The sequence below is a fragment of the Sphingomonas sp. PL-96 genome (genome assembly GCF_020707215.1).
In the GTDB taxonomy this organism is placed as follows: Bacteria; Pseudomonadota; Alphaproteobacteria; order Sphingomonadales; family Sphingomonadaceae; genus Sphingomonas.
Genome location: NZ_JAJFET010000017.1, coordinates 1 through 19,364 on the forward strand (window position 1 = coordinate 1; position 19,364 = coordinate 19,364).

A 19,364-nucleotide genomic window follows, 5' to 3' on the forward strand; every position below is an offset into this window, starting at 1 on the left:
GCCATGCTCGCCGGGCTGGTCAAGGCTCCCTCCCGCCTCGCCCCCACCGGCAACCTCCAGGGCGCGCGCGAGCGGCAGGCCGTGGTCGTCTCGACCATGAAGGCCGCCGGCTTCCTGACCCCGGCCGAAGCGCGCGCGGTGAAGCCCGCCCGCCTGCGCGTCGCCAAGAGCGACGACCTGCCCAGCGGCACCTATTTCGCCGACTGGGTGCTGCCGGCCGCACGCGACCGCGCCGGCGGCGTCGGCACCGACCTGCGCGTCACCACCACGCTCGAGGCTCGCGTGCAGCGCGCCGCCGAACGCGCGATCCGCCGCGCAGGCCTGCGCCAGACCCAGGCGGCACTCGTCGCCATGCACCCCGACGGCCGCGTCATCGCGATGGTGGGCGGCAAGAACTACAAGGCGAGCCCGTTCAACCGCGCGGTGCAGGCGCGCCGCCAGCCCGGCTCCACCTTCAAGCTGTTCGTCTATCTCGCCGCCCTGCGCTCCGGCCTTTCCCCGGACTCGCCCGTGCAGGACGAACCGGTGACGATCGGCGACTGGAGCCCCAAGAACAGCGACGGCCGCTATCTCGGCACCATTCCGCTCACCCGCGCCTTTGCCCGGTCGAGCAACGTGGCCGCCGCGCGGCTGACGCAGGAGGTGGGCGTGCGCAACGTCATCCGCGCCGCCCGCGACCTCGGCATTTCGACGCCGATCCCCAACGAGGCGACGATTGCGCTCGGCACCGCCAACGTCTCGCTGCTCGAACTCACCGCCGCCTATGCCGCGATCGCCGCGGGCGAGGCGCCGGTGCGGCCCCATGGGCTTGGCCAAGAGGAGGAGAGCAGCTGGTTCGAACGGCTGCGCAACAGCAGCCGCCCGCTCGGCCGCCGCGAGCTCGACGGCATGCGCGCGCTGCTCGCCGCCTCGATCCGCGGCACCGGCCACCAGGCGAACCTGCCGGTGGAGGCGTTCGGCAAGACCGGCACCACCCAGAATTCGCGCGACGCGCTGTTCGTGGGCTATGCCGGCGACATCGTCGCGGGCGTGTGGCTCGGCAACGACGACAACACTGCCAACCCCGGCCTCGCCGGCGGCGGGCTTCCGGCCCGCATCTGGCGCGACTTCATGACCGAGGCGCTCGGCGTGCCGCTCCCCCCGCCTCCGCCGGAGGTGAACGAGGACGCAGAAGAGGTGATGGACAACAGCCTCGAGGGCGCCGACGAGGCGCTCGACGAGGCCGGCGTCGCCATCGATGAGGCCCGCGACACCATCGAGGACCAGGTCCAGGGCATGGGCCTCAACCTGCGCTTCGACCGCGACGGCGGCATCCAGGTGGAGCGCAATGGCGACCGCCGCGCCCCCCCGCCCCCGCCCGAACAAGACGCCCGCCGGTTTGAGGATGAGGAAGATTGATCGAACCGAACGGCCGGAGCCGAACGGCTGGATAGGGTGGAAGGCGGGTCGTCAGCTTCTGGGGAAGTGATAACGACAGCAGACATGACTGCCCGCACGCCTTCTAACGGGGAGGATTCCGGGTAAAGCTATCCTCGGCGACCATTTCGCCTCGATACACGACGTGTATCTTGTTGCCGTCAGGATCGCGCAGGTAAGCACCATAATAGCCCGGACCATAGTGCGTCCGCGGGCCAGGTCTGCCGTCGTCGATGCCGCCCGCCCTCAACCCTTCAGCATGTGCTCGCTCCACCGCCGCGATCGTCGGGGCAAGGAACGCCACCATGCTGCCGTTACCGTGTGAGCTGGGCCTCCCATCGAACGGGAGGTAGGCGTAGAAGCGCGGAAACGCCTCACCTTGTCGGTGCCAACAACGTGATGGTGGACCACCATCCGGCATGACAATGCGCTGGGAAAGGCCAAGCGGCCCAAGCACCGCATCGTAGAAAGATCCGGCCCGATCGAGGTCGCTTACGCCCACGGTCACGTGACTGAACATAGCCGTTCCTCTCAGATCGAACCCACAATCGACGCGATCTCGCTTATCCGTTGGTCGTTGCGGCGGTAGAAGGTCCACTGCTTGATGCGCTTGGCCGTCACCAGCCCACTGGCTTGCAGCACGCGCATATGCTCGCTGAGGGTGGAGGCGTTCACGCCGAGCTTGTCGGCGATAAACTGGCCGCACACTCCATCCTCAATCAGGTCGCCGTCGCGTTGCGGGGGAAAATGGATGGTCGGGTCGCGAAGCCAACCTAAAATTTGTAGGCGCCGTTCATTACCGAGAGCGCGGAACAGGTCAGCCGTTTCCATATCGAGAGTTTGCCAATCGACGAACTACATGTCAATCAGCGGGCGAACAGCCTTGGGGATCGTGTCGTGCCTTCTCTTCCGTTTTACACCGCCGACGTGTTCACCAGCGCGCGCTTCGGCGGCAATCCGCTCGCGGTTGTGATCGGTGGTGACACGCTCGACAGTATGACGATGCAGGCGGTCGCCGCCGAGTTCAACTTGAGCGAGACTACATTCGTACTGCCGCCCGCCGAACCGGGGCACACGGCGCGGGTTCGCATCTTCAACCGTACAGCGGAAATGGCGTTTGCCGGTCATCCGATGATCGGTACCGCCTTCATCCTTGCCGGCCTCCATCCTGATCTTGCTGAAGCGACGTTCGAGATACCGGCCGGGCTCGTCCACATCCGGATCGAGCGAAATGCGGATGGGGAGCCAGTCGGCGCTGCGGTCACAACGCCGCAGACCCTGACGCTAGGGGAAGCGCTGGAGCCAGAGGTGATAGCCCGCGTCCTGCGGTTGGCCGCCGGCGACGTGGTGACGACGACGCATCCGCCGATGATCGCGTCGAACGGCAATCCCTATGTCATTGCCGAACTGACCGACGACGCGCTGGTGCGCTGCTCGCCCGATGTGGATGCCTTTCGGGACGCTCTAGCGGCGCATCCGCAGGAGGGAGGCCGCTTCTCGGTCCACGTCTACTGCCGGCACGCGCGCACGTTGCGCGCTCGCATGTTTGCGCCGCTGGCAGGTACCTGGGAAGATCCGGCCACGGGCAGCGCGAACGCCCCGCTTGCCTGCCTCCTGCTGGCGCTGGACCCGGGACGTGAGGCGGCCGTGTTCACCATCCATCAGGGGATCGAGATGGGACGGCCGAGCCTCCTTCGCGTTGAGGCACGCCGCAGTGCGGATGGCATCGCCGCCACGCTCCACGGGTCATGCGTGCAGGTCATGCAAGGTGAACTCACGCTCTGACGACGTCTGCTCCTGGGTGCCGGTCGAGCCGACCTGAAAGGCGGGTTTCGGGCGCGAGCTGCCGTCCGGCTTCCTTCTTCGTCATGCCAGCGAAGGCCGGGATCCACCGGGCCACCGGCGCAAGCGGAGGCAGGATCCCCGGCCTTCGCCCGGACGAGCGCTGCCCGGGTGCCAGCGTCGCTGACGGCTCCGGGGCAGCGGGAGTTGCGAGCCTCCGCCAACTCCCCGTTGACCTCCGCCGCGCCCCCGCCCAAGGCACCGGTCATGCGCTTCTTCTCCGACAACGCCGCCGCCGCCTGCCCTCAGGTCATCGACGCGATCCTCGCCGCCAACCGGCTCGACACCGCCTATGACGGCGATGCGCTCAGCCAGGCGCTCGATGGCCGCCTGTCGGAGCTGTTCGAGACCGAGGTCGCAGCGCTCTGGGTCCCCTCCGGCACCGCCGCCAACTGCCTGGCGCTCGCCGCGATGTGCCCGCCGCACGGCGCCGTCGTCTGCCACGCCGACGCGCACATTCAGAACGACGAGGGCGGCGCCCCCGAATTCTACACCCATGGCGCCAAGCTGCTGCTGGTCGAAGGTCCCGGCGCCAAGCTCACGCCCGACGCGCTCACCGCCCGGCTCGATCGCATCGTCAACGGCGTCCACTGGGTACAGCCGCACGCCGTCTCCATCACCAACGCCACCGAATACGGCCTGGTCTACACGCCAGCCGAAGTGGCCGAGATCGGCGCCATCACGCGCGCCCGCGGCCTTGGCCTGCACATGGACGGCGCGCGCTTCGCCAACGCGGTCGCCCACCTCGGCTGCACGCCTGCCGACGTCACCTGGAAGGCCGGCGTCGACGCCTTGAGCTTCGGCTTCATCAAGAACGGCGGCATGAGCGCGGAAGCACTGGTGTTCTTCAAGCCCGAGCTTGCCGCCGTCGCCAAGGCCCGCCGCAAGCGCGCCGGCCTGCTCGCGTCCAAGGGCCGCTTCCTCGCCGCGCAGATCCTGGCGATGGTCGAGAACGACCTCTGGCTCGCCAGCGCCCGTGCCGCCAACGCCGGTGCGGCGCTGCTCGCCCAGGCCGCCGGCGATCGCCTGGTCTATCCGGTCGAGGCCAACGAGCTGTTCCTGCGCGCGACTCCGCAAGAGGCCGCGTCCCTGCGCGCGCTCGGCTTCGACTTCTACGACTGGGCGGCCGGCGAAATCCGGCTGGTCACCTCCTGGGACCAGACCGAGGAACAGATCCGCCCGCTCGCCGACGCCATCGCAGCGCTGTGACCACGCCCGTCCCCCCGGGCGAGACGCCGCGCTCCGCCACCCTCGGCGTGCTGGTCCCGTTCGGGATCGTCACGCTGATCTGGGGGTCGACCTGGATCGTCATTCGCGACCAGCTCGGGGTGGTGCCGCCGACCTGGTCGGTCGCCTATCGCTTCGGCACTGCGGGCATCGTCATGCTGGTGTGGGCGCTGCTGCGGCGCGACTCGCTGCGTCTCGATGCGCGCGGCTGGGGCTTCGCTGCCGTGCTGGCGCTCACCCAGTTCTGCCTCAACTTCAACTTCGTCTATCGCGCCGAACAGTTCGTGACCTCCGGCCTGGTCGCGGTCGTCTATGCGCTGCTCATCGTCCCCAACGCCACGCTCGCCCGCATCTTCCTTGGCCAGCGCATGGGCCGCCAGCTGCTGGTCGGCTCGGCCATTGCGATGGCCGGCGTCGCGCTGCTGTTCGTGCATGAGCTGCGCCAGGCGGCGGCAGACAGCGACACGGTGCTGCTCGGCATGGGGATCACGCTTGCCGGCGTGCTCTCGGCCTCGGTCGCCAACGTCATGCAGGCGACCAAGGCTGCCAAGCGCTATCCGATGGCGCCGGTGCTCGGAATCGCCATGCTGATGGGCGCAGCGATGGACGCGGCCTTTGCCACCGCAACCGTCGGCCCGCCGGTGTTCGACTGGCGCTGGGCCTATGTGGCCGGCATCCTCTATCTCGCGATCTTCGGCTCGGCGATCGCGTTCGCGCTCTACTTCGGCATCATCCGCGCGATCGGGCCGGCCAAGGCGGCGTACAACGGCGTCGTGGTACCCGTGATCGCGATGCTGCTCTCGACCCTGTTCGAGGGCTATCGCTGGTCGCTGCTGGCAGGCGCCGGCGCGCTGCTGGTGCTCGCCGGGCTCGTCATCGCATTGAGCGCGCGCAGGCCGAACCGGTAATCGGGAAAGCGCGGTCGCCAGCCGAGCACGCGCTTCGCCCGCCCGTTCGCCACCCGCCGGTTCTCGGCATAGAAACCCTGCGCCATCGGCGACAGGCTATCGAGCGGCACGAACGGCGGCGGCGCCATTCCCAGCAGCCGCGCGGCATAGGCGACCACCGCATTCTGGTCCGCCGGCAGGTCGTCGGACAGGTTGTACGCCCCCGCCGGCCCGTTCAGCGCCGCCACGACGCCCGCGGCGATGTCGTCGACATGGACGCGGCTGAACACCTGACCGGCCAGATCCACGCGATGCGCGCGCCCGGCCCGCACCCGCTCCAGCGGCGAGCGCCCCGGCCCATAGATGCCCGGCAGCCGGAGCACCCGCGCGCCCAGCGCCAGCCACGCGCGATCGGCCGCCACCCGCGCCGGCCGCCGCCCACCCAGGGGCGCACTCTCGTCCACCCAGCCGCCGCCGGCATCGCCATAGACGCCCGTCGACGACAGATAGCCCAGCCAGCACCCGCGCTCCGCCAGCGCATCGCCATACGCCGCCAGCACCGGGTCCAAGTCGCCTTCGGGCGGCACGCTCGACAGCACCGCATCGGCCGCCGCGATCTCGAACCTCACGCGGTCGACATCGCCAAACGCGATCGTGCCATCCCGCCCGTCTCGGCTCGTGCCGATCACCCGCCAGCCCCGCGCGCGCAGCCGGTCGGCAGCAACCCCCGCAGCATAGCCTAGGCCGAACACCAGCATCCGCATCCTAGGCCGACCCCATCCTCACCACGCCATTCCCTCTTATCCGTTTGTCTCGAGTAGGGATCGAGCTTGTCGAGAGCCCGTATCGAGAGAGCCGCCAGCGCCGCCCTCTCGATACGCCGTCTCGACAAGCTCGACGGCTACTCGAGGTGAACGGAAAGGACGGAGACCCGTCCTACTTCGCCATCGGCCCCTGGTAGAGCGTCCCGAAATAATCGCCCTTGTTCCAGCGCGGTCGGTCCGGCGCATCCGCCAGCGTGCGCACGATCGCCTGGTTCACGTCCACGAACGCCTCCGCCGCCGTCCAGTCGATCGGCAGCCCGATCTCGTCCGACGGCTGGTGATAGTTGTTGTCCAGGAACGCCTTGGTCGCCGCCGCGCCGGGTCCGCCCGGCCCCGGGTTGAGCGACACCGACGGCACCCCCTGCCGCACGAAGCTGTAATGGTCGGTGCGCACGAAGTCTGCCTCCTCCGGCGCCGGGTCCGGCACCAGCGCGAGGCCACGCGCCTTGGCGGCGGCGGCCACCGCCGGTCCGATGCTCGACCGGTCCGCCCCGAACGCCACCAGGTCGACAAAGCGATAGGTCAGGATCGGCATGTCCAGGTTGACGTTGGCGACCACATTCTCCTTCGCCACCGTCGGGTGCTGGGCGAAATAGTCGGAGCCGATCAGCCCCTTCTCCTCGGCGGTGACGGCCACGAACAACAGGCTGCGCTTCGGCCGCGCCTTCTCCGCGCCGAACGCCTTGGCGACCTCCAGCATGGACGCAATGCCGATCGCATTGTCGAGCGCGCCGTTGTTGATCGCGTCGCCATTCACCGGCTTGGTCACGCCGATATGGTCGAGGTGCGCGGACAGCACCACCACTTCGCTTGCCAGCGTCGGGTCCGACCCGCGCAGCATCCCCACCACATTGGCACTCGGCACTCGCTTCAGGGCAAAGCGCTGCTCGGTCGACAGCGTCGCCGCCAGCGCCCCCGTCGGCAGCTTCCTGCCCGCGTCGTCCGCGGCGCGCACGTCGCTCCAGCGCATCTTCGATCCCGCGAACAGCTTCTCCGCGCCCGCAAAGCTCAGCACGCCCAGCATCGGCGCGCCACCGTCGCGCGGGCTTCCGTCGGCGTTCGCCCAGGTCACGCCGCGCGTGTCCCAGCCCTCGGCCATCGCCTCGAACGGGAAGACCTGGTGGATCTGGCTCGTCTCCAGCATCACCACGCCCACCGCACCCCGCGCCTGGGCCGCACGCGCCCGGTCGAGCCGGTTGCTCAAGTGCGCCGCGATCTCGCTGTTGAGCCCCTTGGGCCCGCTGTACAGCAGCGCGACGACCTTGCCGCGCACGTCCAGCCCGCGATAATCGTCCCGGCCACTGGCCTTGTCGACAATGCCATAGCCCGCGAACACCACCGGCGCGGACAGCGCGATCCGCTCGGCCTGCGGGCTCACCCGGATCGTCCAGTCGCTCCCGAAGCCCATCGCCACCGGCCTGCCGCCGACCGTCAGCGCCATCGTCGGCTCGCCTGCGGGCTTGGCCGCGACCAGCGGCACCGGCTGGAACCAGCTGCCGTCCGGCCCACCCGGCGCCAGCCCCGCCGCCAGCATCTGCGCCGCGACATATTCCGCCGCCACGTCATAGTCCGGCGTCCCCGCCTCGCGTCCCCGCAATGCGTCGGAGGCAAGAAACGCGACATGCGCCTTCAGCGCCGCCTGCTGCGGGCTGAGCGGCGCCTGCGCCACGGGCGCGGCAGGCACGGCCTGGGCAAGCGCAGGCTGCGCCACGACCAGGGAAAGCAACGGCAGGCTCAACAGCAAGGAACGCATCGGCGACTTTCGGGAGAAGGAGGAAAGCGCCACCTTAGAACAGGATAGCCCCCGGCAGAAGCGCCTCCCGCTCCCTCAAAGGAACCAGGTCGCAACCAGCGTGACGGTGCAGAGGAACGTGACCAGCGTCGTCACCCACCCCAGGAAATTCGTCCAGCGCCCATTGGTCCGCGCGCCCACCACCTTGCGGCTGTTGGTCAGCAGCATCATCAGCAGCAGGAGCGGCGGCACCGAGAACCCCTGGACGATGCCCGACCACACCAGCATCTTCATGGGGTTGAGCCCCAGGAAGTTCATCGCCACCGCAAGCGCCGTCACCGTGCCGATGATGCCGTAGAACAGCTTGTTCTGGCTCGGTGCGTCGTGGAGGCTGCCTTCGCGCCCGATCCCCTGCACCACGTCATAGGCGGCACCCGTCGTCATGATCGGCACCGCCAGGAAACCGACCCCGACCACCCCTGCTGCAAACAGATATTTCGCGCCTTCGCCTGCCAAGGGCTCGAGCGCGGCGGCGGCCTGGGCGGCGCTGTCGATCTCGGTCTGGCCGGCGGGGTGCAGCGTCAGCCCGGTCGACAGGATGATGAAGTAAAGGATGAGGTTGGAGAACACCATGCCGACCAGCACGTCGCGGCTGGTGCGCTTCATCTCCCGCCTGGTCGCCCCCTTGCGCTGCCACAGCCGGCGGCGGCCGATCGCGATCTGCTCCTCCACCTCCTGGTTCGACTGCCAGGTATAGACATAGGCGGACAGCGAGGTGCCGATGCACGCCACCACCAGCGCGATGAACTCCGAACTGAACTCGATGCGCGGGAAGAAGGTGGCGCGCAGCACCTCCAGCGGGTCTGGCCGCGCCAGGATCGCGGCCGCGACATAGGCGAACAGGATCAGCGCCAGCCAGCGGAACACCCGCCGGATCAGCGTGTAGGACCCGAAATACTGGACCGCATAGATGACCGCCGCCGCCGCGACCACGATCAACGGCACGGGCACCGGCACCAGCAGGTTGAGTGCGGCGCCGATGCCGCCCAGGTCCGCCGCCGCCTCGATGATGTTGCCCAGGAACGCCAGCGTCACCATCGGGTAGAGGACCCAGCGGGGAAACTGGTCGCGGATGCAGGCGAACAGTCCCTTGCCGTACACCTGCCCGATCTTGGCCGACAGATAGGTGACGACATACATCATCGGCAGCAGGACCGGCGCGATCCACAGGAAGCTGAGCCCGAAGCGCGCGCCTGCGCTGGCATAGGTGCCGATCGCGGAAGGATCGTCGTCGGCGGCCCCGGTCACCACCCCGGCACCGACCAGCTTCATGAAGCCTGCGGGCGGGGGCGGCGCATGGACCTGGGTGTCGGCTTCCAGAGGCTCGCGGATAGGGTCGATCACAGAAGCCTCGCTCGTGGGTGCCGAGCGGCTCCAACCCTTCAGGCGCGCCGTGGTTCACCGAGCGCCGCGGAAAGCGGAAACCGTTACCGACCCTTCCCGCGCTCCTGCGCAGGCCAGACCTGCCCGACCGCTCTTGCCGTGCTCCTGCGAAGGCAGGAGCCCAGGGCCACAAGCGCCGCACTCCGCTGTTCTGCCCGGCCCTGGATCCCTGCCTGCGCAGGGATACGGGAAGTTCTCCGGGCAGTTGCCGCCCCTTCGCCCCCTCAGACGCTCCCGATCAACCGCGCCGCCTGCGCCCGCGCCTCGTCGGTGATCTCGGCGCCCGACAGCATCCGCGCGATCTCCTCGCGGCGCTCCGCCGGATCCAGCGGCGTCACGCCCGTGCGCGTCACCACTCCGTCGCTGCGCTTGGCGATCAGCAGGTGGCGCCGCCCGCGCGCGGCGACCTGGGGGCTGTGCGTCACCACCAGCACCTGGGTGCGCTCGGCCAGCCGCGCGAGCCGGTCGCCGATTGCCGACGCCACCGCGCCGCCGACGCCGCGGTCGATCTCGTCGAACACCATCGTCCCCGCGCCGCCCTCTTCCGCCAGCGCGACCTTGAGCGCGAGGATGAAGCGCGACAGCTCGCCGCCGCTCGCGATCTTGATCAGCGGCGCGAACGGCGTGCCGGGGTTGGTCGCGATCTCGAACTCGACGCGGTCCTTGCCCGCGGCCGACCATTGCTCGGGCCCGAGCGGCGCCACCACCGTGCGGAACCGCGCCGCCTCCAGCTTCAGCGGCGCCAGTTCTCCCGCCACCGCCCGGTCGAGGCCCCCGGCCGCCGCGCTGCGCTGCGCCGTCAGCGCTTCGGCCGCCGCATCATAGGCCGCCCGCGCGGTTGCGACCGCCGCCGCCAGCGCGGCAATGCCTTCTTCGCCCGACTCCAGCCGCCGCAATCGCCCGCGCAGCTCGTCGGCGAGTTCGGCGAGTTCGTCCGGCCGCACCCGATGCTTGCGCGCCACCCCGCGCAACTCGAACAGCCGCGCCTCGTCATCCTCCTGCGCGCGCGGGTCGAACGCCAGCGCCGCGCGCGCCTCGCGCAGCCGGTCCTCGGCCACCGCACCCTCGATCACTGCCCGGTCGACCGCCGCCAGCGCCTCGGCCAGCGCGGGATGGTCGTCGCCCAGCCGCTCCAGCACCCGCGCCGCCTGGCGCAGCTGCGCAAGGCCACCGCCCGATCCTTCCAGCAGCGTCTCCACCGCGCGCAGATCGTCCGACGCCTTTTCCGCGCGCTGCATCAGGCGCCGCCGATCGGCGAGCGACTCTTCCTCGCCGGGCTCGGGCGCCAGCGCGTCGAGCTCGGCGACCGCATGCTCCAGCCACTCGCGATCCCGCTGCGCCGTCTCGATCTCCGCCTGCGCGTCCGCCAGCGCGCTTTCCGCATCGCGCCACGCCCGATAGGCCGCACTCGCCGCGCGCGCGTCGATCCGCGCATAGGCATCGAGCAGCGCGCGGTGGCCGCGCGGGTTCAGCAGTCCCCGGTCGTCGTGCTGGCCATGCACCTCGACCAGATGCTGGCCCATCTCCCGCAGCAGCGCCGCCGATGCCGGCTGGTCGTTGACGAACCCGCGGCTGCCGCCGTCGCGCTTCACCAGCCGCCGCACGATCAGCGGCTCGCCCGGCTCCAGCTCCAGGCCATTGTCTTCGAAGATGGCGGCAAGCGGCGTGCCCGGTGCGGGTGCATCAAAGCTCGCGGTCACCACCGCCTGGGTGGCGCCATCGCGCACCAGCCCGGTGTCCCCGCGCGCGCCCAATGCCAGCCCCAGCGCGTCGAGCAGGATCGACTTGCCCGCCCCCGTCTCGCCGGTCAGCACGCCAAGGCCGACGCCGAACTCCAGGTCCAGCGCCTCGATCAGCACCACGTCGCGGATCGACAGTGCCGTCAGCATCGATCCGTCCTCATGGCCAGGGGCTGCCGCCGCGCGTCAGGCGCCCTTGGCGGCTGCGGTCTGGGGCGCATGCTCCTGCATCAGCTTGTACGCGCGCTCATACCATTCGGTGCCGGGATAGTTGGTGCCCAGCACCGCGGCCGACTTGCGCGCCTCGTCCGGCACGCCCAGCGCCAGATAGGTCTCGGTCAGGCGCATCAGCGCCTCGGGCGCGTGGGTGGTGGTCTGATACTCGTCCACCACGCGGCGGAAGCGCATCGACGCCGCCAGCCACTGGCCGCGCTGCTCATAGAAGCGGCCGATCTCCATTTCCTTGCCGGCCAGGTGGTCGCGCACCAGGTCCATCTTCAGCCGCGCGTCGGCGGCATAGTTGGACTGGGGATAGCGGCGGATCAGCTCGCCCAGCGCCGTCATCGCCTGGTCGGTGATCTTCTGGTCGCGGGTCACGTCGGCGATCTGCTCGTAATAGGAGATCGCGATCAGATAATAGGCGTAGGGCGCTTCCTGGTTGCCCGGATGCACCGACAGGAACCGCTGCGCGCCGGCGATCGCCTTGGCATAGTCGCGGTCCAGGTAATAGCTGAACGCGCCCATCACCTGCGCGCGCCGCGCCCAGACCGAATAGGGATGCTGGCGCTCGACCTCGTCGAACAGCCCGGCGGCCAGCTTGTACTGGCCACGGTCGAGCCGATTCTTGGCCGCGGTGTAGAGCGTCCCCACGTCGCGCGCGACATAGGGAGTGTCGTTGGAGCCGCCTCCGCTGCGCGCGCAGCCGGAGAGGGTTGCCGCTCCAGCGGCGAACAGGGCCAGCGTGCTTGCACGGAACAGGGACTTACGCATGAGCTGCGTCCTAGCCGCTTAGGGGTGGCGCGAACAATAGCTTTCGCGCAACGGTGGAACCGATCGGACGTGTGGCGCGCTCGCCGTGCGTCCGGACGCTCTATTTGTCCTGAACGGAGAAGCACTTTGCCCGCAACGATGCTCGAAACCCACCGCGTCGAAAAGCCCTGGGGCCGCCACGACCTGTGGCCCGGCTTCCCCGATCCGGCCCCGGGCAGCGATCCGATCGGCGAGGTATGGTTCAAGTCGCCCGGCGATTCGACCCCCGACCTGCTGGTGAAGTATCTCTTCACCAGCGAGAAGCTGTCGGTGCAGGTCCACCCCGACGACGCCCAGGCTCAGGCCCGCGGCCTGCCGCGCGGCAAGGACGAGTGCTGGGTGATCCTGGCGGCCGAGCCGGATTCGACCATCGCGCTCGGCACGCTCGCACCCATGAGCCACGAAGAACTGCGCGCCGCGGCCGAGGACGGTTCGATCGAGCACAAGCTCGACTGGAAGCCGGTCAAGGCGGGCGACTTCTTCTACTCGGCCTCGGGCACCGTCCACGCGATCGGCGCCGGCATCACCCTGATCGAGATCCAGCAGAATTCCGAAACGACGTACCGCCTCTACGACTACGGCCGCCCGCGCGAGCTGCACCTGGAAGACGGCGTCGCGGTCTCCGACGCAGTGCCCTTCGTCGCCCCCGCCGCCCCCGGCCGGATCGCCCAGGACCGCACCATCCTGGTCGAAGGTCCCAAGTTCGTGCTGGAACGCTGGCCCGCCGGCACCCGCACCGTGACCCTGCCCGAAGGCACCACCGGCTGGCTGGTCCCCGTGACCGGCGACGGCACCGCCGACGGCACGCCCTTCAAGGCCGGCGAATGCCTGACGCTCACCGGCACCACCCAGGTCGAGGCGACCGAAGGCGCCGACCTGCTCTTCGCCTATCCGGGCACGACGTACATCGAAGATTGACGCGCAGGGCGTGCCTTGGCCTAGGCCAGCGGCGCGCCCTCATTCGGCTCCAATCGGCCCCTCGCGCGCGAGCAGGCTGCGATTGTACAGCAGTCCGCCCGCCACGGTCAGCACACAGGTGAGCGCCAGCATGATCCAATACGGTGTCATGCCGGCATCCCGCACCCGTGCTGCCGCCAGAACGCCGCCCGCGATCAGCGGCGCGGCGAACAAGATCGGGCGTATCGTGCGCAGCACGCCGGGCGAATAGTCCGTCATCCGCCATGCCCAGATCGCGGGGACGCTCAGGATCAACCAATATAGCGGATTACCACGCGCTTCGATCTGCGGCCCCTTCACCAGCAAGGTCACGACACCGATCGTCGGCAGCAGCAGCGCAAGAAACGCGACAAAAGCGGCAATGCCCGTCGGTATGTCCTGCTGAAGACGGCGGCGGTGGCTATCGAGTGAGGTCGACATCGGAGTACCTGGCCTTTTCCTCAACGACCCACAGCACCAGTTCGTGGATGATGCCTCCGTCGCCGCTGCTGTACACGCCCAATACTGCTCCCGTAATCTCGACGTGCTCCCGCGCAGGCGGGAGCTCAGGGTTCCGAGCGCTACTTCCTGCGGAGCGTACCAAGCCAGCGCCCCATCCGCCGGTAAAGCAACCGCGGAAACCACTCCCGGGCCATGCTCGCGCCGGACCGCTTCTCGCTCTCCGCAACGAACCGGTAGAAGGGCGGCTTCGCATCGAAGAAGATCTCTCGCGCAATATGCAAACCGGAGGTTGGAAAAAGGCCGGCAGATATCGCCAGCTCCGGTCCTTCTTGTGGGCGATGAAAGATGTGCGTGCCGCAGCGGCGGCAGAAGCCTCGCTCGGCGAACACGGAGGACCTGTGCACGGCCAGATCGTCGCCGCTGATGACGGCGCCAGGCACTTGTAGCGCCATCCAGGGCCCGCTGCCCCATTGCCGGCATGTTGCACAATGACAAACGCCTACGTCATTCCTCCGGGCTGGAATCCGCACGGAAACGCTTCCGCACAAGCACCCGCCTGTGACTTCTTCGACCTGCATCGATCCGCCTCTGCTCAGCGTGCGGGGAGGTCGTCGAGGGGGCGACTGCCGTCAAGCTACGCCTACGCACACCCGCCCCCGCCCACGGGAACAGCGCCCCCAGGCCATCGTTGAAGCTCCAACAGGCGAGGAGCACGCACATGGCCACCACACAGCAAGCAAATACGGGAAACGTCGGCCGCACGGTCGCGATCGGGGCTGCGACCGGCGTTGTCGCCGGGCTGCTCGCCAACTTCGTGCGCAAGGCCGCCGTCCAGGCACCGACCGCGTTCGCGGGCAACTGGGACAAGGCACTGGCGGCCGAACATGCCGCCGCGCTCAAGATCTTTGATCTTCTGGAAAAGACGTCGGACGGGAACACCGGCCGTCGCGCCTTCCTGCTGATGCAGCTCAAGCATGCGATCAGCAAGCACGCGTTCCAGGAAGAAAATGTCGTCTACGCCATGATGCGCGACCAGGGGCTGACCGACGCTGCCGATCACCTCAACCACGAACATGGCTATGTGAAGCAGTATTTCTTTGAGCTGACCGAGATGGCGAAGAGCGATCCCGAATGGCTGCCCAAGCTCAAGGAGTTCCGCGGCATGATCGAGCAGCACATGCGCGAGGAGGAAGACGATCTCTTTCCCAAGCTGCGCGGGCAGTTGTCGGATGCGCAGAACAAGCACATCACCGCCGCGATGAACAAGGAAGGCCTGAAGCTCGCCTGACGCCACCGCCGCCTGCCCACACCCGGCAGGCGGCCGGCCGCTGCGACATCAGGCGATCGGGTCGAGTGCAGGCTGGCCCGCGCATGAACGGCAGGTAGTTTGCCGTTCACGCAACCCCCATCCGCCCGCACCGTTCTCTCCCCACTGATTTCAAGTGGAGACTGCCAGATGCGTATTCCCCTGATCGCCAGCCTGATGGCTGCGATGGTCCTTCCCGCCATTCCGACCGCCGCGTCCGCGGCCCCCGCCCCCGCGCAGCAATGGCGCGACCAGGACTATCGCGACGCCCGTGCCAGCCAGCAGCGCGACCGCAACGAGCGCCGCTTCGATGCGCGCCGGGACGACGACCGCCGCCGCGGCAACGGCCAGCGCGACTGGCGCCAGTATCGCAACTATGACTACAACCGTGCCGAGCGTGGCCAGGGTCGCTATTATGCCGACCGCTATTACCGCAGCGGCGACTATTACCAGCCGCGCTACCTCAGCCGCAACGACCGCATCTACCGCGGCGGCAACGGCCGCTACTACTGCCGCCGCACCGACGGCACGACCGGCCTGATCGTGGGCGGCCTGGCCGGTGGCGCACTCGGCAACATCCTCACCAACGGCGATTCGCAGCTGCTCGCCACGCTGCTCGGCGGCGCCGGCGGTGCCCTGCTCGGCCGCTCGCTCGACCGCCGCGAAGTGGTCTGCCGCTAAGCAGCCAGCGACCCGTACCCCGGCACCGGCCGGGGTACGGCGTCACGCCTCCGCCGCCACCCGCCGCCGGCGCCCGGCAAGGCTCCCGCCCACATAGACCGCCAGCCCGGCCCAGATCAGCGCAAAGCTCACCAGGGTCCGCGCATCCAGCCGCTCCCCGAACAGCGTGATCGCCAGGAGGAACTGCAGGCTCGGCGCCACGAACTGGAGCAGCCCCAGCGTCGCCATGCGCAGCTCGCGCGCCGCGGCCGCGAACAGCAGCAGCGGCACCGTCGTCACCGCGCCCGCCAGCACCAGCAGCGCCGTCAGCCCCGCTTCGCGACCAAAGCTCAGGCCGCCATGGCCCGACAGCCACGCGACATAGCCGAGCGCGACCGGCGCCAGCAGCAGCGTCTCGATCGTCAGCCCTTCGAACGCCTCCACCGGCGCCAGCTTGCGGATCAGGCCGTAAAACGCAAAGCTCAGCGCGATCGTCAGGCTGATCCACAGCCCCCCGTCCGCCCCGAACGCCAGCACCGCGACCCCCGCGCCCGCCAGCAGCACCGCCACCGCCTGCGCCCGCGTCAGCCGCTCGTTCAGCAGCGCGACGCCCATCGCGATGTTGAGCAGCGGGTTCAGGAAATAGGCCATGCTCGCCGCCAGCACCTGGTGATGGAGCACTGCCCAGACGTACATCAGCCAGTTGGCCGCGATCAGCGCCGCACTCGCCGCCAGCATCGCCAGCACCTTGGGCGTGCGCAGCGCCGCCCACAGCTTGCCCCGGCGCCCCAGCAGCAGCACGATCGGCACCAGCAGCACGACCGACCACAGCACCCGCTGCGCCACGATCTCGCCCGCATCCACCCGGTCGACCAGGTGGAAATAGAGCGGCAGCAGCCCCCACAGCGCATAGGCGGTGGCGCCGTGGATCAGGCCACGGCGGCTTTCGGGCGGGTGAGTCATGGCGTGCGGATCCGCGGTCGGGAGGAAGGGGACGCGGCCGCCGTGCCGCCAAAGCGCCCGCCTGTCCACCCGGCTTCGGCAACCAGGCGGCCACCGGACCTCTGCACACCCGCGCTCCTGCGCAGGCGAGACCTTTGCGAAAGGCGCGGCAGCCGCGCACACTCCCGTATTCCTGCGCAGGCAGGAATCCAGGGCCGCAAGTGCCGCCAGCCATGGTCCTGTTTGGCCCTGGATCCCTGCCTGCGCAGGGATACGGGGGTATGCAGGCGTGCGTCATGCCTCTCGCGAAAGCGCCGCCTGCACCGCTTCTGCACGCAACCCCCACAGCTCGCAGTCTGTCCGCCGCGCCCCCGCTCGACAGCCGCGCCCTATCCCATGGCCGACCCAGGGAGATCGGCATGAGCGCCACCAACCACCACCATCGTTTCACCTTCCTCGCCAAAGTCGCCGGCGCCGTCGCGCTGCTCGGCGTCGCGCAATGGCTCTTCTATGGCGAGGAGCCGGGCGGCACGCTCGGCATCTTCGCGCTCGCCTGGGCCGCGGTGCTCGCCCTCACCCGCCCCGACCTGCGCCGCAGCCGCGTCGCGCTCGCCGCACTGCTCGCCGCCGCCGCCTTCGGCCTCGCGCTGGTGGACGATCCCGACCCGCTCGACTGGTGCCTGTTCTGGACGGCGCTCGCCACCGCCGCGCTGCTCCCGCAGCACCGCTTCCACACCGCGATCGGCTGGACCGGGCGGCTGATCCTGCACGGCCTCGTCGGGCTCGTCGCCCCGATCCGCGACCTCCGCCGCTGGCTGCGCGCCGGCCGCTCCCCCGCCCGCCGCATCCTCCCCGCGGTGCTCGGCGTGCTCGCGATCCCCCTGATCGGCAGCGTGGTGTTCCTCACTCTGTTCGCCAGCGCCAACCCGCTGATCGGCAGCGCCTTTGCCGCCATCCGCCTGCCCGACCTGTCCTCCGCTATCCTCCACCTGCTGTTCTGGAGCATGGTGCTGTGGCTGGTCTGGCCGAGCCTGCGCACACGCCTGCGCCCGATCCGCTTCGAACCCGCCGCCACCGCCAGCTTGGCCGAGCTTCCCCTCGCCACCCTCACCCTGTCGCTTGTCACCTTCAACGCGATCTTCGCCGTCCAGAACGCGCTCGACCTCGCCTTCCTGTGGAGCGGCGCGCCGCTACCCGCCGGCGTCACCCTCGCCGACTATGCCCACCAGGGCGCCTATCCGCTGATCGTCACCGCACTGCTCGCCGCCGCCTTCGTGCTCGTCGCCACACGTCCGGGGAGCGCAGGCGCCACCAGCCGCCCGGTCCGCGCCCTTATCCTGCTCTGGGTCGCGCAGAACCTGCTGCTGGTCGCCTCCAGCATCCTGCGCACGCTCGACTATATCGACGCCTTTCTCCTGACCGAGCTGCGCCTCGCCGCGCTCGCCTGGATGGCGCTGGTCGCGGTCGGGCTGGTGCTAATCGTCTGGCGGATGCTTGGCCACCGCACGCTCGGCTGGCTCGTCAACGCCAATGCGCTCGCCGCCGGGCTCGTGCTCACCGCCGCCACCATCGCCGATCTCGGCGCGATCGCCGCTGCCTGGAACGTCCGCCACGCCCGCGCCGGCAGCGACCTCGACCTCTGCTATCTCGAGCGTCTCGGCCCGTCCGCGCTGCTGCCGCTGATCGAGCTGGAGCGCCGCGCCGGCGGTCCCATCTTGCGCGACCGCGCCACCTGGCTCCGCACCGAAGCGCTGGCCCAGGTCGAACGCGAGCAGGCCGACTGGCACAGCTGGACCTGGCGCAACGCCCGCCGCCTCGCCGCCGCCCGCGCAAGTCTCGGCGATCACCCGCCGTCCCCGAGCCTCGCTCCGAACGGCCGCAACTGCGGCGGGGAGCCGATCCCGGCCGATCCGCTCCCGCCGACCGGCCCTCGCGCTGCGCCAACACCGCCCTCCCCACCCACGCCGTTGACGGGAGCGCGCCAACCATGATCCTGTGCCCCATGCCCCGCACCATCCTGATCGCCGACGACGATCCCCACATCCGCCAGCTGCTGGTGTTCGCCCTCGGCAAGGCCGGTCTCGACGCGATCGAGGCCGAGGATGGCGAGGCCGCGCTCGAACTCGCCGAGGCTCGCCAGCCCGACCTGGTCGTCCTCGACATCAACATGCCGCGTCTCGATGGGCTGGAAGTCTGCCGCCGTCTGCGTGCCTCCGGCGAGCTGCCGATCCTCTTCCTCTCGTCGCGCGATGACGAGATCGACCGCGTGCTCGGCATCGAACTCGGCGCCGACGACTATGTCGTAAAGCCCTTCTCGCCGCGCGAAGTCGTCGCCCGCGTGATGGCGATCCTGCGCCGCACCCATGCCCGCCCGCCGGCTGCCGACCATGTCGGCGCCGCCATTCGCCACGCCCGCCTCACCCTTGATGTCGAGGGGTGGCAGGCGCTGTGGGACGGCGCCGAAGTGCCGCTCACCGTCACCGAATTCTCGATCCTGCGCACGCTGGCGGTGATGCCGGGCAAGGTGTTCAGCCGCGACGCGATCATCGACCGGCTCCACGGCCCGGGCTTTGCGATCACCGATCGCACCGTCGACAGCCACATCCGCAACCTGCGCGCGAAGTTCGCCAACCTGGGCGGCAGCGACCTGATCGAGACGCGCCCCGGCATCGGCTATCGCCTGGGGGCCTGCACCGGCGCCGAGGCGTGATTGCGTCGGCAAAGGCCTGGGCCAAGCGCCACTGGCCGCGCCTGTCGCTGCGCAGCTATCTGTTCGCCAGCTTCTTCCTGGTCGCCGCCCTCCCCGGCGTCGGCGCGGTATCCTTACGCGTCTACGAAAACACGCTGGTCCGCCAGACCGAGGCAGAGCTCGCCGCCCAGGGCGCAGCGCTTGCCGCCAGCGCCGCCGCGCTGTGGCCG

General features: G+C 69.6%; 19 protein-coding genes and 1 pseudogene. 10 read left to right on the forward strand and 10 right to left on the reverse strand.

Features of this window, described 5'->3' with window-relative positions; all coding sequences use genetic code 11:
- Positions 1-1,398: transglycosylase domain-containing protein (locus LK533_RS17545; protein WP_267495524.1), on the forward strand; the 1,398-nt coding region annotated here is incomplete at its 5' end.
- 103 nt (positions 1,399-1,501) lie between these two features.
- Here LK533_RS17545 and LK533_RS17550 read toward each other — a convergent pair.
- Together LK533_RS17550 and LK533_RS17555 are read right to left on the reverse strand one after the other, a co-directional pair.
- Entirely contained in the window at positions 1,502-1,936 is a 435-nt protein-coding gene (locus LK533_RS17550) for a VOC family protein (RefSeq protein WP_229364370.1), read from the reverse strand.
- 11 nt (positions 1,937-1,947) lie between these two features.
- Positions 1,948-2,247, reverse strand: a complete 300-nt coding sequence (locus tag LK533_RS17555) for an ArsR/SmtB family transcription factor (RefSeq protein ID WP_229364371.1) — start codon at positions 2,245-2,247, stop codon at positions 1,948-1,950.
- Positions 2,248-2,256: 9 nt separating this feature from the next.
- Between LK533_RS17555 and LK533_RS17560 the strand changes: the two genes are divergently transcribed.
- The 3 genes from LK533_RS17560 to LK533_RS17570 all read left to right on the forward strand — a co-directional run bounded on the left by LK533_RS17560 (position 2,257) and on the right by LK533_RS17570 (position 5,393).
- Positions 2,257-3,201 (forward strand): PhzF family phenazine biosynthesis protein, encoded by a 945-nt coding sequence (locus tag LK533_RS17560; RefSeq protein ID WP_229364372.1) that lies wholly within the window; start codon positions 2,257-2,259, stop codon positions 3,199-3,201.
- Positions 3,202-3,465: 264 nt separating this feature from the next.
- Positions 3,466-4,467 (forward strand): threonine aldolase family protein, encoded by a 1,002-nt coding sequence (locus tag LK533_RS17565; protein WP_229364373.1) that lies wholly within the window; start codon positions 3,466-3,468, stop codon positions 4,465-4,467.
- Complete coding sequence (locus LK533_RS17570) at positions 4,464-5,393, forward strand: DMT family transporter (RefSeq protein WP_229364374.1); 930 nt, start codon at positions 4,464-4,466, stop codon at positions 5,391-5,393. Before LK533_RS17565 ends, LK533_RS17570 begins: the two co-directional genes overlap by 4 nt.
- Here the strand turns inward: LK533_RS17570 and LK533_RS17575 are convergent.
- From LK533_RS17575 to LK533_RS17595, 5 genes are all read right to left on the reverse strand, one after another.
- On the reverse strand, positions 5,303-6,136 hold the full coding sequence (locus LK533_RS17575; protein WP_229364375.1) for an NAD(P)-dependent oxidoreductase: 834 nt from the start codon (positions 6,134-6,136) through the stop codon (positions 5,303-5,305). The two genes, LK533_RS17570 and LK533_RS17575, sit on opposite strands and share 91 nt — an antisense overlap.
- A 172-nt stretch (positions 6,137-6,308) precedes the next feature.
- Positions 6,309-7,949: a M20/M25/M40 family metallo-hydrolase gene (locus tag LK533_RS17580; protein WP_229364376.1), complete on the reverse strand. Its 1,641-nt coding sequence runs from the start codon at positions 7,947-7,949 to the stop codon at positions 6,309-6,311.
- 75 nt (positions 7,950-8,024) lie between these two features.
- A complete protein-coding gene (locus LK533_RS17585; protein ID WP_229364377.1) occupies positions 8,025-9,332 on the reverse strand; it encodes an Nramp family divalent metal transporter in 1,308 nt (435 codons plus the stop codon).
- A gap of 263 nt (positions 9,333-9,595) precedes the next feature.
- Positions 9,596-11,260, reverse strand: a complete 1,665-nt coding sequence (gene recN, locus LK533_RS17590; protein ID WP_229364378.1) for a DNA repair protein RecN — start codon at positions 11,258-11,260, stop codon at positions 9,596-9,598.
- 36 nt (positions 11,261-11,296) lie between these two features.
- A complete protein-coding gene (locus LK533_RS17595) occupies positions 11,297-12,100 on the reverse strand; it encodes an outer membrane protein assembly factor BamD (RefSeq protein WP_229364379.1) in 804 nt (267 codons plus the stop codon).
- A 126-nt stretch (positions 12,101-12,226) separates the two neighbouring features.
- Here LK533_RS17595 and LK533_RS17600 point away from each other — a divergent pair, with 126 nt between their 5' ends.
- Complete coding sequence (locus tag LK533_RS17600; protein ID WP_229364380.1) at positions 12,227-13,057, forward strand: class I mannose-6-phosphate isomerase; 831 nt, start codon at positions 12,227-12,229, stop codon at positions 13,055-13,057.
- A 39-nt stretch (positions 13,058-13,096) separates the two neighbouring features.
- Here the strand turns inward: LK533_RS17600 and LK533_RS17605 are convergent, their stop codons facing one another.
- A complete protein-coding gene (locus tag LK533_RS17605) occupies positions 13,097-13,516 on the reverse strand; it encodes a hypothetical protein (protein WP_229364381.1) in 420 nt (139 codons plus the stop codon).
- A gap of 140 nt (positions 13,517-13,656) precedes the next feature.
- A complete protein-coding gene (locus tag LK533_RS17610; protein ID WP_267495525.1) occupies positions 13,657-14,115 on the reverse strand; it encodes a GFA family protein in 459 nt (152 codons plus the stop codon).
- Positions 14,116-14,255: 140 nt separating this feature from the next.
- On the opposite strand from LK533_RS17610, the gene LK533_RS17615 reads away from it, so the two are divergent.
- Both LK533_RS17615 and LK533_RS17620 read left to right on the forward strand, forming a co-directional pair.
- Positions 14,256-14,825, forward strand: a complete 570-nt coding sequence (locus tag LK533_RS17615) for a hemerythrin domain-containing protein (RefSeq protein WP_229364383.1) — start codon at positions 14,256-14,258, stop codon at positions 14,823-14,825.
- Positions 14,826-14,993: 168 nt separating this feature from the next.
- Positions 14,994-15,524 carry a glycine zipper 2TM domain-containing protein gene (locus LK533_RS17620; protein ID WP_229364384.1) on the forward strand — a complete coding sequence of 177 codons (531 nt, stop codon included), beginning with the start codon at positions 14,994-14,996 and terminating at the stop codon, positions 15,522-15,524.
- 42 nt (positions 15,525-15,566) lie between these two features.
- On the opposite strand, the gene rarD is transcribed toward LK533_RS17620, so the two are convergent.
- A complete protein-coding gene (rarD, locus tag LK533_RS17625) occupies positions 15,567-16,466 on the reverse strand; it encodes an EamA family transporter RarD (protein WP_229364385.1) in 900 nt (299 codons plus the stop codon).
- Positions 16,467-16,864: 398 nt separating this feature from the next.
- Here rarD and LK533_RS17630 point away from each other — a divergent pair, with 398 nt between their 5' ends.
- The 3 genes and pseudogenes from LK533_RS17630 to LK533_RS17640 all read left to right on the forward strand — a co-directional run.
- Positions 16,865-18,436, forward strand: a complete 1,572-nt coding sequence (locus tag LK533_RS17630; RefSeq protein WP_229364386.1) for a DUF4153 domain-containing protein — start codon at positions 16,865-16,867, stop codon at positions 18,434-18,436.
- A gap of 11 nt (positions 18,437-18,447) precedes the next feature.
- Positions 18,448-19,155, forward strand: a complete 708-nt coding sequence (locus LK533_RS17635; protein WP_229364387.1) for a response regulator transcription factor — start codon at positions 18,448-18,450, stop codon at positions 19,153-19,155.
- A pseudogene (locus LK533_RS17640) lies at positions 19,152-19,364 on the forward strand (sensor histidine kinase); the annotation flags it as partial. The gene LK533_RS17635 and the pseudogene LK533_RS17640, both read left to right, overlap by 4 nt.

Bases quoted from the DNA above. Each gene is read 5' to 3' on its own strand.
- LK533_RS17620 (WP_229364384.1), top strand. From the start codon at position 14,994: ATGCGTATTCCCCTGATCGCCAGCCTGATGGCTGCGATGGTCCTTCCC.
- rarD (WP_229364385.1), bottom strand. From the start codon at position 16,466: ATGACTCACCCGCCCGAAAGCCGCCGTGGCCTGATCCACGGCGCCACC.
- LK533_RS17605 (WP_229364381.1), bottom strand. From the start codon at position 13,516: ATGTCGACCTCACTCGATAGCCACCGCCGCCGTCTTCAGCAGGACATA.
- LK533_RS17595 (WP_229364379.1), bottom strand. From the start codon at position 12,100: ATGCGTAAGTCCCTGTTCCGTGCAAGCACGCTGGCCCTGTTCGCCGCT.
- LK533_RS17575 (WP_229364375.1), bottom strand. From the start codon at position 6,136: ATGCGGATGCTGGTGTTCGGCCTAGGCTATGCTGCGGGGGTTGCTGCC.
- recN (WP_229364378.1), bottom strand. From the start codon at position 11,260: ATGCTGACGGCACTGTCGATCCGCGACGTGGTGCTGATCGAGGCGCTG.
- LK533_RS17635 (WP_229364387.1), top strand. From the start codon at position 18,448: ATGCCCCGCACCATCCTGATCGCCGACGACGATCCCCACATCCGCCAG.
- LK533_RS17580 (WP_229364376.1), bottom strand. From the start codon at position 7,949: ATGCGTTCCTTGCTGTTGAGCCTGCCGTTGCTTTCCCTGGTCGTGGCG.
- LK533_RS17610 (WP_267495525.1), bottom strand. From the start codon at position 14,115: ATGCAGGTCGAAGAAGTCACAGGCGGGTGCTTGTGCGGAAGCGTTTCC.
- LK533_RS17615 (WP_229364383.1), top strand. From the start codon at position 14,256: ATGGCCACCACACAGCAAGCAAATACGGGAAACGTCGGCCGCACGGTC.
- LK533_RS17555 (WP_229364371.1), bottom strand. From the start codon at position 2,247: ATGGAAACGGCTGACCTGTTCCGCGCTCTCGGTAATGAACGGCGCCTA.
- LK533_RS17550 (WP_229364370.1), bottom strand. From the start codon at position 1,936: ATGTTCAGTCACGTGACCGTGGGCGTAAGCGACCTCGATCGGGCCGGA.
- LK533_RS17630 (WP_229364386.1), top strand. From the start codon at position 16,865: ATGAGCGCCACCAACCACCACCATCGTTTCACCTTCCTCGCCAAAGTC.
- LK533_RS17565 (WP_229364373.1), top strand. From the start codon at position 3,466: ATGCGCTTCTTCTCCGACAACGCCGCCGCCGCCTGCCCTCAGGTCATC.